The sequence below is a fragment of the Leptothoe kymatousa TAU-MAC 1615 genome (genome assembly GCF_018739865.1).
Classification (GTDB): Bacteria; Cyanobacteriota; Cyanobacteriia; order Phormidesmidales; family Phormidesmidaceae; genus Leptothoe; species Leptothoe kymatousa.
The window spans coordinates 163,933-176,598 of sequence record NZ_JADOER010000005.1 but is presented as its reverse complement, the minus strand read 5'-3'; the positions used below and the strand labels follow the sequence as shown (position 1 = coordinate 176,598).

Annotated in this window: 12 protein-coding genes; 7 read left to right on the top strand and 5 right to left on the bottom strand. The window is 54.8% G+C overall.

Going from position 1 to position 12,666, the window contains the following annotated elements; translation table 11 throughout:
* Positions 1 to 11 precede the first annotated feature (11 nt).
* From IXB28_RS08240 to obgE, 6 genes are all read left to right on the top strand, one after another.
* Positions 12 to 791: a DUF502 domain-containing protein gene (locus IXB28_RS08240; RefSeq protein WP_215618090.1), complete on the top strand. Its 780-nt coding sequence runs from the start codon at positions 12 to 14 to the stop codon at positions 789 to 791.
* A 100-nt stretch (positions 792 to 891) separates the two neighbouring features.
* Positions 892 to 1,575 carry a transcription antitermination factor NusB gene (gene nusB / locus IXB28_RS08235; protein ID WP_215618089.1) on the top strand — a complete coding sequence of 228 codons (684 nt, stop codon included), beginning with the start codon at positions 892 to 894 and terminating at the stop codon, positions 1,573 to 1,575.
* A gap of 128 nt (positions 1,576 to 1,703) precedes the next feature.
* Entirely contained in the window at positions 1,704 to 3,368 is a 1,665-nt protein-coding gene (ftsY, locus tag IXB28_RS08230) for a signal recognition particle-docking protein FtsY (protein ID WP_215618088.1), read from the top strand.
* Positions 3,369 to 3,448: 80 nt separating this feature from the next.
* A complete protein-coding gene (gene holA, locus IXB28_RS08225) occupies positions 3,449 to 4,435 on the top strand; it encodes a DNA polymerase III subunit delta (RefSeq protein ID WP_215618087.1) in 987 nt (328 codons plus the stop codon).
* 64 nt (positions 4,436 to 4,499) lie between these two features.
* Positions 4,500 to 4,970, top strand: coding sequence for a DUF4168 domain-containing protein (locus IXB28_RS08220; RefSeq protein ID WP_215618086.1), 471 nt, complete (start codon positions 4,500 to 4,502; stop codon positions 4,968 to 4,970).
* Positions 4,971 to 5,135: 165 nt separating this feature from the next.
* Entirely contained in the window at positions 5,136 to 6,209 is a 1,074-nt protein-coding gene (gene obgE, locus IXB28_RS08215) for a GTPase ObgE (protein WP_215618085.1), read from the top strand.
* Between the two features lie 19 nt (positions 6,210 to 6,228).
* Here obgE and IXB28_RS08210 read toward each other — a convergent pair whose 3' ends face one another.
* From IXB28_RS08210 to IXB28_RS08190, 5 genes are all read right to left on the bottom strand, one after another.
* Entirely contained in the window at positions 6,229 to 7,395 is a 1,167-nt protein-coding gene (locus tag IXB28_RS08210) for an MFS transporter (RefSeq protein ID WP_215618084.1), read from the bottom strand.
* Positions 7,396 to 7,566: 171 nt separating this feature from the next.
* Positions 7,567 to 8,898, bottom strand: coding sequence for a TRAP transporter large permease (locus IXB28_RS08205; RefSeq protein WP_215618083.1), 1,332 nt, complete (start codon positions 8,896 to 8,898; stop codon positions 7,567 to 7,569).
* Positions 8,888 to 9,457 (bottom strand): TRAP transporter small permease subunit, encoded by a 570-nt coding sequence (locus IXB28_RS08200; RefSeq protein WP_215618082.1) that lies wholly within the window; start codon positions 9,455 to 9,457, stop codon positions 8,888 to 8,890. The genes IXB28_RS08205 and IXB28_RS08200 overlap by 11 nt, the downstream gene beginning before the upstream one ends.
* An 84-nt stretch (positions 9,458 to 9,541) precedes the next feature.
* The gene (locus IXB28_RS08195; protein ID WP_215618081.1) at positions 9,542 to 11,071 is read right to left on the bottom strand and encodes a phytoene desaturase family protein; all 1,530 of its coding nucleotides are present in this window, start codon (positions 11,069 to 11,071) and stop codon (positions 9,542 to 9,544) included.
* 75 nt (positions 11,072 to 11,146) lie between these two features.
* The gene (locus IXB28_RS08190; RefSeq protein ID WP_215618080.1) at positions 11,147 to 11,584 is read right to left on the bottom strand and encodes a hypothetical protein; all 438 of its coding nucleotides are present in this window, start codon (positions 11,582 to 11,584) and stop codon (positions 11,147 to 11,149) included.
* A 228-nt stretch (positions 11,585 to 11,812) separates the two neighbouring features.
* Here IXB28_RS08190 and IXB28_RS08185 point away from each other — a divergent pair, with 228 nt between their 5' ends.
* Positions 11,813 to 12,529, top strand: a complete 717-nt coding sequence (locus tag IXB28_RS08185) for an HAD family hydrolase (RefSeq protein WP_215618079.1) — start codon at positions 11,813 to 11,815, stop codon at positions 12,527 to 12,529.
* Positions 12,530 to 12,666 lie beyond the last annotated feature (137 nt).

The window sequence follows — 12,666 nt, the reverse complement described above, 5'->3', positions numbered from 1 at the left end:
GATGTCAGCCCGTGCTAAAAGACTTTAGGCAAGGTTTGAAGAATGACCTAATTGCAGGTCTTCTAGTAGTTATTCCACTAGCCACAACCATTTGGTTGACCATTACGGTTGCTAGCTGGGTTATTCGTGCGCTGACTCGATTTCCAAAGCAGTTAAATCCATTTATCGATCTGCACCCCGCCCTAGTGGCCCTGTTTAATTTGGGGGTGGGGTTTGCAGTGCCCTTGCTGGCTATCTTACTCATTGGTCTGATGGCCCGAAATATTGCCGGGCGTTGGCTGTTGGACCTGGGGGAGCGGATTTTGCAGTCGATTCCCCTGGCAGGTTCGGTGTATAAGACGCTGAAGCAGCTGCTGGAGACTGTCCTCAAGGACACCAAGAGCAAGTTTCGGCGGGTGGTCTTGGTGGAGTATCCCCGCCGCGGGATTTGGGCGATCGCATTTGTCACCAGCTCAGCCACATCGCTCACACCTGACTCTAGTATGCTCAGTGTTTTTGTGCCGACCACGCCTAACCCCACCAGTGGTTGGTATGCGGTGGTGCCCGAAACCGATGTGGTGAGCCTGGACATTTCCATTGAGGAAGCCTTTAAGGTGCTGCTTTCCGGTGGCATTGTCGGCCCTAATTTAGCCGAAGCCCTGGTGGAGGATGAAGAACCTGTGGCCCAGTTGCCTCCTGGTGAGGCAGAAGATGTCGCCACTGACTTTGCTGAGTCGCAGCCGGTTGCGTCCACCCAGACTGACCCCCCTGAAACTAGGGTGGAGCTAGTTAATATCGATCAGCCGGGGTAAGGGCTGCTGTGTCGCTGCGTCTTTTGCCATTGCGGTAGCGCCCGTCTTTCCTACACTGGCTGATAAGATATCTGAGCTAGACCACCCACTTCCAACCCCTATGCAGTCTCGTCGTATTGCTCGTGAGCTGGCTCTCCTCGGCATGAGCCAGCTAACAGACGACCCCAAGCAAACTAAAAAGAAGCCCGCACCTTCCGTGGACTCTCTCCTCACGGGCGCTGTTCGTGCCCTCACGGCGGAGGTTAAGGAAGCCCTGGAAGCAGCCTCGGCTGAACTGGCCCGGGGCGATCGCCATTTGCTCAATAGTGAGACCCGTTCCGGTGATTTGCTCAGTGCCCAAACTACGGTAAAAGATGCGATCGCTCAGGTGCAAACGGCCATTAATCGCTTGGGAGCGGCCACAGAACTACCAGAGTTTGTACAGTTAGCCGGGCGTCAAGATGTCCAAGAGTATGCCCAGCGGATTATTACCCAGCTAAATAGACATCAAAGCACCATTGATCAGCAGTTGGATGCTGCCATGGTGGGCTGGAACCTGAAGCGTTTGGCCCGAGTAGATCGCGACATCCTCAGAATTGCCGTAGCTGAAATTATGTATATGGCAGTGGATAAACGCATTGCCATTGACGAGGCGATCGAAATCGCCAAACGATACAGTGATGAGGATGGTTATCGCTTTATTAACGGTGTGATGCGCCGGGTGACCGATCAGATTGAAGGTAAAAAAAGCTCGAACCCAGTTCCAGATTTGGGCCTACCTGATGCAGAGGTTGAGGACCAATAGCCTTTTTCAGAGCCAATGGCCATGTTTGCCGCTTGGCTGCCATCAAAACTCCCCCAGTTTGGCAAGTCTGCCCCATTTACACTCGATTGCTCCTAGCGGTCTACTGATCATTTTTACGTTTATTCCCCATGTCTTCTTTTAACTGGTTTCGCCGTAGCTATGATGAATCCTCGGATGATGAGGAAAAAAAGGTAGATGAAAGCCAGGGGGCGGATGCCAGTGCTGAAGAGGCTGCTGCGGAAGATGGCGAGGCTCCGGCCAGTGCGGAAGACTATCTAGCCTGGGCCAAGGCTGCCTATCAAAATATTCAGCAGCAACAGGAAACGGTGGAGCCCGAAGCGCCTGAAGCGCCCGAAGCGCCCGAAGCGCCCGAAGTCCCGGCTGAACCTGCGGCGGTGGAACCCGTTGCCGCAGATTCTAAGGCGACTGGCGCAACTGGCCCTGCGGAGCCTGCGGCGGCGGCTGCTTCCGCGGCAGAACCCGTTGAGGCGGCCCCAGCCACCGATCCATCTGGGCCCATAGCCCCTGAGGAGATCACAGCAACCACTGCCCCAGAACCGATGGCGGCGGCCGAAGGGAGTGAACGTGAGGCAGACGGCGAAGATGCGGCAGACGCTGCCGAGGAGGTGCCAGCGGACTCTGTGGCTGCCCCATTTTGGGCGAAGGCGGCTGAGGCGGAGCGGGAGGCGCGTCTAGCTAAGCTCAAGGAAACGGCCATTGCTGAGCCCGAGCCCGAGCCGGAAGCGGATGCAGAGCCGGAAGCGGCTTTGGTGATGCCCGATGTGGATTTGGACGAAGCCTTTTTGTGGTCAGCGGAGGTGTTGGCCTCCCAGGGAAGACGGCCCGATGAGATTTCGTTGGAGGAAATTACCTGGCTCAATCAGCTGCGGCAGGGGTTGGGTAAGACCCGGCGCGGATTGGTTAACCAGCTAAAGTCGGTGGTCGGCCAGGGGCCTCTGAATGAGGATGCCATTTATGAAATTGAAGCGCTGCTGCTCCAGGCCGATGTGGGGGTGGCGGCGACGGATGTGATCATCGAGGCGCTCCAGGACAAAATGCGCACCGAAACGCTACCCCCCGATGTGGCCATTCGTTACCTGAAAAAGCTGCTGCGAGACATGCTGGATAGCCCGCTGGAGGGTGACCACAATTTAACCTTTGTACCGGAGGCGGAGGTCCTCAACATTTGGCTGATGGTGGGGGTAAACGGTGCGGGTAAGACCACCACCATTGGTAAGCTCACCCATATTGCGAAAAAGTCTGGTTACAACTGTTTGATTGCGGCGGCGGATACGTTCCGGGCGGCGGCGGTGGAGCAGGTGAAGGTGTGGGGGGCCCGCAGTGGTGTGGAGGTAATTGCCAACCCCGGCGCGAATACGGACCCGGCGGCGGTGGTGTTTGATGCGATCGCAGCGGCCAAATCGCGCAATACAGAATTATTGCTCGTTGATACCGCCGGTCGTTTGCAAAATAAGAAAAACCTGATGGATGAGCTTTCTAAAATCCGGCGGATTGTGGATAAAAAAGCGCCCGATTCCCAGGTGGAAGCGTTGCTCGTCCTGGATGCTACCTTGGGCCAAAACGGTGTCCGTCAGGCCAAGGTGTTTTCGGAAGCGGCCAACCTCAGCGGTGTGGTGCTGACCAAGCTGGATGGTACGGCCAAGGGCGGTGTGGCCCTGGCGGTGGTGCAACAGCTGGGCCTACCGATTCGGTTTATCGGTGCCGGGGAAGGCATCGAAGACCTGCGCCCCTTCTCTAGCTACGAATTTGTCGAAGCCTTGCTAGACGGATAGCTTGGGGCCATGGGGCAACCCAGCAAGCGATCGCTATGGGTGGTGCAAGTCTGTTGTGACTATGGGTGATGGGAATGTAAATGCCGGTTTATTTCTTTTGGGGAGCCGATGAGTTTCGGATGAAAAAGGCGGTGAAAACGCTGTGCGATCGCAACCTTGATGCCGACTGGTCTAGCTTCAACTACGAAAAGATTCCCCCCGAGCAATCCGATGCCGTTATGCAGGGGCTAAACCAGGCCATGACCCCCCCATTTGGCATGGGAAAGCGGGTGGTCTGGTTGGCGGATACCTCCGTGTGTCAGCGTTGTTCTGCCGCGCTGCTGGCCGAATTAGAGCGCACACTGCCCAACATTCCCGATAGTTCCATTCTGTTATTCACCAGTGGTAACAAGCCCGACGGTCGGCTCAAATCCACGAAACTGCTCAAAAAACACGCCGATATTCGTGAGTTTGCCACCATTCCCCCTTGGAAGATCGAGCAAATTGAGCATCAGGTTTACCAGGTTGCTAAGGATGTTGGGCTGCAGCTCACCCCTGCCGCCGCTTCCCTGTTAGCAGAAGCCATCGGGGCCGATACCCGTCGTCTCTACAACGAGTTGGAAAAACTGAAAACCTATTGGGTCGAACCCAAAGTGGCCCTCCCGCCGGATGCTGTGACTGACCTGGTTGCCACGAGCACCCAAAGTAGTTTGCAGCTGGCTGCCGCCCTGCGCCAGGGCCAAACCGATCGGGCCCTCACCCTGATTACCGAACTCTTAGAGCGGAATGAACCCGCCCTGCGCATTGTGGCCACCTTGGTCGGGCAATTTCGCACCTGGCTTTGGGTCAAACTCATGACCGACAGTGGCGAACGGGATACCCGCACCATTGCCCAGGCGGCCGATGTCGGTAACCCCAAACGGATTTATTTTTTGCAAAAAGAAATCCGTAATGTCTCACTGCCCCAGTTGAAAAGTGCCCTGAAACTACTGTTGGCACTAGAATATGAGCTTAAACGAGGGGCTCCAGAGACCGTGACTCTACATACTAAAGTCATGCAATTGGCGGATTGTTTTAGGCCAATTTAAGGGTGCACCCTGCCGTTTCTTGCATTTCTAAGGCAAAATTGGTCAGGTTTTACTGAGTATTGCCATGATGCTTTTTCGTCGCTCTAGTTATAACTGGCCTCGTCAACGGCGTTGGCTACTCGGTGTCACGCTTTTGACAAGTATATGGCTGCCCCTGTCGAGCCTATGGCAAAGCGGCCATGCCCAAAACTTTACCGATGAAGAAATTGGCAGCTATGCCATGGCTGTGTTGGCCATCGAAGAAATTCGCATTCAGGCTTATGAGGATGTGAGCGACCTGATGACCATTGCGAAGGAAGATGTCACCCGCCACGATCTGCGCTGTTTTAATGCCGATGGTTTGAATTTGAAGACCCTGCCCCGCACGGTGCGCTCCCAGGTGCGTCGTCTGGTGATCAACTATTGCAACGATGCGAAGCAGATCGTCGAAAACAGTGGCCTGACCACAGAAAAATTTAACGTCATCACCAAGAACCATCGCGACGATCAGGCATTAGCTGAACAGATACAATCAGAGATAGCCAGACAGCTTTAGGGACTTGCCCAGGTGTGGACCGTGTTAGCGGGTGTTAACCACCGGTAGACCGTTCTGTGCTGAAATAGAGATTCCCAGATAAAGAGAGTGCCGTTTATCCCCACACCCGATTACCCCACCTCTTTACTGCCCTGAGCTGTTTCATTTGTTAGCCGATCCCCTCCCATGCAATTTATCGATCAAGCAGAAGTTAATGTGCACGGGGGGGACGGTGGCGACGGTCTGGTGGCCTTTCGGCGAGAGAAGTATGTGCCCACGGGCGGTCCTTCCGGCGGTAATGGTGGCCATGGTGGGTCGGTGGTGCTGAAGGCGGTTACCAATCTACAAACCCTGCTGGACTTTCGCTACGCCCACCGGTTTCGGGCCGATCATGGTGCTCGGGGTGGCCCTAAGAGTATGACCGGTGCCACGGGTAAGGACCTGATTGTGGAAGTCCCCTGCGGCACCATGATTTACGATGCCGACACCGATGAATTGCTAGGGGACTTAATTAAAGAAGGCGACACTCTGCGGGTGGCAGCCGGGGGCAAAGGGGGCGTCGGCAATGAGCATTTTTTGAGTAATCGCAATCGGGCACCGGAGGCCTGTTTGCCTGGTCTTCCCGGTGAGGAGCGCCGCATTCGCCTGGAGCTAAAGCTGTTGGCTGAGGTGGGCATCATTGGCCTACCCAATGCGGGAAAATCTACGCTGATTTCTGCCCTGTCGGCGGCAAAACCTAAGGTGGCCGACTATCCCTTCACCACCCTGGTGCCCAATTTGGGGGTGGTGCGTCGTCCCAATGGCGACGGCACCGTATTTGCTGATATTCCAGGACTGATTGAAGGGGCCCATGCAGGGGCGGGCCTAGGCCATGAATTTCTGCGTCACATTGAGCGTACCCGACTGTTGCTCCATGTCATCGACATCACTACCCTGGATCCGATTGAGCACTATCACACGATTCAGCAGGAGCTAGTGGCCTATGGCCATGGGTTGGCGGATCGTCCCCAGCTGCTGGCCCTGAATAAGGTGGATGCGGTGCCTGAGGATGAGCTGGAAATTGTGACCGAAGAACTGATGGCCAGAAGCGGCTGCGATCGCATCTTTGGTATTTCTGCCGTTAGCCGTCGAGGGTTGAATGAACTGCTCCAGGTGATTTGGGACTTGCTAGAGGAAACCGCACCCAAAGAGGAAATCCCCGAGCCTGAACCTTTCCCCAACCTGGTGCCGTCCGATATGGCCCCAACCCAGTGGACCTAGGCAGTTTTCGCCAGCCTTGCTAGGGACGCTTCGCTAGGACACAGCCTGCGGCGCCGACAAAGCCGATGGCGGCCACGGCCAGGGCTGGGCCCATGGTGAGGTTTTTCCCGAGGCTACCGAGCAAGCTCATGGCGATGGCACCACCGCTAAAGTAGAGTCCGGTACCTAAGCCCGCCTTATTGGGGGGCACCATGGATAGGGCGTAGGGCAGGGTGCCGTTGCCGATCAGGCTAAAGGCAATGCCGATGGCGATCGCAACAAAAATAGCCATGCCCGGTGTTGGCAAAATATTAGTGATGCCTGCGGCGACTACCATTCCCCCGAGCCCCAGCAGCATCGTCTTCCGATTGCCTAAGCGCGTGGCGATCTGCCCACAGGGCAACGCACTCAGGGCCACCGTGATAAATAATGCCGCCATAATCAGCTTCGGCTGGCTAAACCCGGTGGCAGCCACAGCCGAGGGAAAGTTCTGCAACAGCAAACGCAAGCCCAGGGCCACCCCTGCGCCGGTGCCCACAATCCAGGGAAGATTGGCCCAGGGGATGGGGGCAGGGCTTCTAGCCGCTGTGGCTGAGTTTGCAACCGTTTGATTGGGATGGACCTGGCGTAGTACAAGCGCCGCTAACAACAACACGGTGGTGCCAATGGAAAACGCGGCTAGGGGTCCTAAACTCAAAATAAAATCACCAGCCAGGGGGGCCATGGCCCCGGTAACGCCCCCGACCATGGTTAACACACTGGCCGCTTGGGGTAAATCCGATTCAAAGGCATAGCGACCCAAAAGCGAGAGGGCCGGGCTGCGGAAGACAGTCATGGCTAAGGCCCAGGCCACCATGGTGGCAGGCAGCAGGGCGCTGACCGATGAGCCTACAAAAAATATTAGGGGAATGCCTAGGAAAAATAATGCAGCCAGAATCATGCCCAGGGCAACTTGGGGAAATCGGCTACCCACCCAATGTTGTCGCTGGTCGGAAAAGTTACCCATCAGGGGTTCCATCACTGCCCCCATGGCGTTTTCAATCACCAACAATGTGGTGGCCAGGGCGGCGGAAAAGCCCAGGGTGACTAGCAAATCTTCCAGGTATAGGTTGTAAATAATCCAGGTAAGTGCGATCGCACCCTGCACTGCTGCCAGGCCAAAGACCTGTAGCCAAAGAACCCGTCGTCCCACCATTGAATTGTTCATAGACACTTCCCAAGGCACTGAAACAACACACAGGGGTACCAACTAACCCAACTGGGGTTGATACACTCCACAGTTATCTATCCTATCTATCCCTCATACAGCAGACTTATGCCGAGATACGCGCATTTTAGATCTTCTTTACCATTGCAACGGGCCGATGCGGCCTGGGCCTTAACCGCTTAACGAGGGGAGCCAATTGACTAACCCAGGAAACGCGATAATCGCCACGAGCACTAGCAGCTGTAGGGCAATAAATGGCACGGCACCCCGATAGATATTGCCCGTGGAGACTTCTTTGGGGGCAACACCCCTGAGATAAAACAGGGCAAACCCAAATGGGGGAGTCAAAAATGAGGTTTGCATATTAGCCCCAATAATTACGCCGTACCACACGAGGTCTAAGCCCAGCTCTTGGGCCACCGGGGCAAACAGGGGAATGACGATAAAGGCAATTTCGAAGAAGTCGATAAAGAACCCGAGGAAAAAGACCGTCAGCATGCTGACCACTAAAAAGCCAAAGGTGCCCCCAGGCAAGTTGGTGAGCACGTCGAAAATAAAGCTGTCGCCCCGTAACCCTCGGAAGACTAGGCTAAAGGCGGTGGAGCCCAACAGAATAAAAATCACCATGGTGGTGGTTTTTAGGGTGCTGTCGCAGACTTCCTGCAGGCTGCGTAGGGAGAGCTGCCGGTTGAATGCGGCTAGCACTATGGCGCCAACGGCACCGAGGGCACCGGCTTCTGTGGGGGTGGCCACACCAAAGAAAATGCTGCCGAGGACTAACAAAATGAGTACCAGGGGCGGCACCATGACTTTGATCACTTTCAGGGCCAGCGCTTTGCCCCGTGTTTTTAAGAGCTCCGGGGGCAGGGCGGGGAGTAGATCGGGGCGGAAAAAAGCCATGATCGCCACATGGACGACAAAGGCCCCGGCCATCAGCAGCCCAGGAATAAAAGAGCCTAAAAATAAATCGCCAACGGAAACCCCGAGCTGGTCTGCCAACACCACCAGGACAATGCTGGGCGGGATAATTTGCCCCAGGGTGCCCGAGGCGGCAATCACCCCGGTGGCTACGTCTTTGTTGTACCCGTAGCGCAGCATGGTGGGTAGGGAGATGAGGCCCATGGTGACCACGGTGGCAGCTACGACTCCGGTGGTGGCTGCCAGTAATGCTCCGACGACGACGACTGCGATCGCTAAACCACCCCGGAGCCTGCCAAAGAGACTGCCCATGGTTTCCAGGAGATTTTCGGCAATGCCAGATTTCTCTAACATGGCCCCCATAAAAATGAAATAGGGGATGGCTAACAGGGTGAAGTTATTCATGATGCCAAAGATGCGCTGGGGCATGGCGGTCATGAAAATGGGGTCAAACACATCCAAGGCAATGCCAACCATGCCAAATAAAATGGCCACCCCGCCTAGGGAAAAGGCGACTGGATACCCTAGGGATAGGAGTACCAGGGCACCCGCAAACATGAGCGGACCTAACCAATCAATCAGCATCGGTAGCCTCCTGGTTTAGGCGGTGGTCCTCTGGGCTGGGCAGGTGCCCTGAAAAAATTGCCCAGTTTTTAATTGCCTCGGAAATCCCTTGCAAAATTAACAGGCCAAAGCTCACCAAAATCATCGCTTTGATGGGATATCGGGGGAGGCCGTTGGGGTCTGGCGACATTTCCCAAATCTGCCAGGATTTGATCACAGCGCCCCAGGAGAAATAGAGCACCAGGGCGGAAAAGGGAATGAGAAATAAGACGGTGCCAATGAAGTCGGCAAGGGCTTTCTGCCGGCGCGACCAGCGGTCATAAAAGACGTCAACGCGCACATGGCCGCCCTGCTGTAGGGTGTAGGCGGCCCCCAAGAGAAAGACCACATCGAAGAGATACCACTGGGCTTCGATCAGGGCATTGGAGCTGAGGTTTTGCCCCACGATGTTGCCGAGGTAGCGACCGATGACGTTCCAGGTACCCACACCAATCATGGCTAGCACCAGCCAGTAGGCAAATTTCCCGACTTGGTGGGTAAAGGCATCGATCCTACGGGCGATGGAGAGTAAGGACTGCAATGGATATTGCCAATTTTCTACCGAGGTATTTTATCCTTTGCAGGTATGGGATTCCTTTGGGATCGCACAATTTGCAATGTTTCTCTAGTGTTGTGTTCCGGTGTGAGTTTGTAGATCCAACAGGGCGGCTGTTTCCCTGGGGCTGACCAAACTGTTGGCACATAAAATGCCAGAGGCGGCCACGGCTGGGACGCCAATGCCTGGCAGGGTGCTGTCGCCCACTCGGTACAGACCTTTGATCGGTGTTTTACAGCCTGGAAACAGGCCTTGGCCAGCGGCAATGGCTGGCCCGTAGGTGCCCTGGTGGCGCCGCAGAAAACGTTGGTGGGTGAGTGGGGTGCCGATGAGTTTGAGGGTGATGCGATCGCAAATATCTGGAATCACCCTTTGCAAAGCTCGTATCAGTGGCTGTACCTTGGCCTCTTTCTTGGCCCCATACCCTGCATCCCGCTGCCATCCTGCCCAGGGTTCCAGGGTGTAGGTGTGGATCACATGGTGTCCGTCCGGTGCCAGGGATGGATCCAACACCGACGGAATGGAAATCATGCAGGTATTGCCCGGCGTCGTAATGTCTTGATTTTGATCGTTCACCACCACATGGTGAATGGTGAGATTTTCTAAGCCCTCGGAGCGAATACCCAGGTGTAGGTGCATAAAGCTATCCACGGCGGGCGTTTTCAAGGCCTGTTGCCCATAGCTAGCTGGTAAATCTTCAGCCCTCAGCAAATGGTTGCAGGTATCCCACAGGGTGGCATTGGAAATAACTTTCGCCGCCTGGATCCGCTCACCATTTTTGAGGCGTACGCCCTTTGCCATGCCACCGTCTACCCAAATTTTTTCTACGTGGGTGCCCAGGCGTAGCTGGCCGCCCCAGCGTTTGAGTCCCCGCACTAAGGCGTCCACAATGGCACCGCTGCCACCGATGGGATAGTCAATCACCGATTCTGAGCGCTCGCCAAACATAAAGGCCATTTCCGGTGCCACGGTTTGGTGGGCCTTCATCCCAGACAACAAAAAGCACTCTAGGTCAATCAATTGACGCAGCCACGGATCTTGAACCGTGGCATCCACAAAATCTCCCATGGAGCGGCCCAGGCCCCGCAGTTGGGGCAGTAGCTGCACCATGGCTTTCGGAAAACGTTGTAGCAATGTGGGCAATAGCCAGCCATCCGCCCGCAGTGCCAGGGTGGGAATAGACCCGAGGGGGCGATAAATTGCCAGCATTTTTTGAGTTAATGCCTTGAGCTCCTGGGCCGCTTGGGGGCTAAATTCGGCTAACGACGCCTGATAGCGTTCTGCATCGCCATAAATTGCCAGGGTTCTGTCGGGAAAATGGTAGTGTCCTAGGGGATCGTAGGGGATGGCTTCAACGGACTCCCCTAGGGCATGGAGCACCTCCCGTAGGGGATTGCAGGAGGTGGGATCGGCGAGGCCGCAATAAAACGAAGGGCCAGAATCGAACGTGAAACCTTGGCGCTGAAAGGCATGGGCCGCACCACCGGGGAGGCTGTGGCTTTCGCACACCAAAACCCGGCGACCATAGCGGGCCAGTAGCCCTGCAGCCACCAAACCACCAATGCCGCTCCCAATTACTACAACGTCATAGGAATCCATAGGACCATCTGAGAATAGACAGCCCTTATTTTAGAGTTCTAGCCCAACCCTGACCGAAAAATCTTGGCTCAGTGCCTAAACCAAAACATCTTCGATCTGGGGCAGATATTCGCGCACAGCGCTTTCCTCTTCAGGTTGAATATCTTGCAGGTTATTGATGCGCCAGCGAGCGGAGCGTTCTAGCTCTTGGGCTTCTTGCAACAGTTGTAGATATTCGTCGTTGGTTTCGGGTTGGTTGTTAATTTGACCCATGCGTTGGTCAATGGCCTCACGTTCACGATCCCAATGGTCGTGAGCCGCTTGAATTTGGGCCGCCGCCCCCCCCGACTTCACAACGGCATATACGTTCATTAGCCGTTGATATTTGTCTAGATACTTAGAGTCGACATCTTTCACTACCGGGTTACTGAGCACGTCCCCTGAGGTAGCCCGACGTTTCCGTCGCTGCCACCACTGCAAAATGACAGGGATGGACGTCTCGCTAATGAGGCTTTTTTCAGAAAGCAGATGCATAGTTACAAACCTGATGGATGAACCAGACTTATGAGTGCCTACCCCCTGGAGAATTTACGATTTCTCGAATTCCTAAAGGGGTAATATTTAATACTAAGGCGTTATTGACAAAGTGTGTGTCTGAACTACGGACGTTTTCACGAATGTTTGCGTGTTGTCATTTGTAAGACACCACACTCCTCTTTTTTAAGGGGGATATACCGACTTCTACTCTCGTTATTTGGCACCATGCTTAAGGCAGTATTCTTTGGATTCCACGGCGTCATCATTAACGACGATGAGATTCACCCCCATCTCATTGCAGATTTGCTATTGGCTGAAAATCTGCGGTTTGATCCGGCGGAATATAACGAAGTCTGTCTTGGCGGTAGCGATCGCGCCCGTCTGACGGCGATTTTGCAGCAGCGGGGTCGCTTTGTTAAAGATAGCTATTTGAATGATCTATTGCGGAAAAAGTCAGTTGCCTATGGTGCATGGCTCGAAGCCCAATCCAAGCTCGCCCTCTATGCGGGGCTAGACGATCTGCTATATCGAGTGCGGGTGAAGCAATATGCTACGGCCATTGTGACTGGTGCCCAGCGATTGGATGTTGAGCGAGTTTTAGATACGGCTAAATTGTCAGAGCAGTTTGCATTGGTGGTTTCGGCGAGTGATATGACGGTGGCGGCTAGTAAACCAGCCCCCGATAGCTATTTAGCCGCCATTGATCAGCTTAATCTCCAGAATCCAGACTTGAGCATCGCCCCAGAAAATTGTTTAGCAGTAGAGGCCTCCTTTGCCGGCATTGCGGCGGCCAAGTCCGCAGGGATTCCGGTGGTCGGGGTGGCACAGATCTATCCGTATCACATGATTCAGCGCTGTGCGACGTGGGCGGTGGATTATCTCAACGAAATTGATTTTGATTGGATTGCCCCCCGGTTTGAACCGGGACCGAATGCTGCTTAAACAGGCGGGCTCATTGACGGCCAAGGGATTGCCCCTACTTAGTAGGTGAACTCAATCTTTTGTAGGATATAAACGAGTTTTTAAGCTACTTGGGTTCTGCCCCCAAACCCCCAATTCTGGGGGCTTTGAGTCTGGCT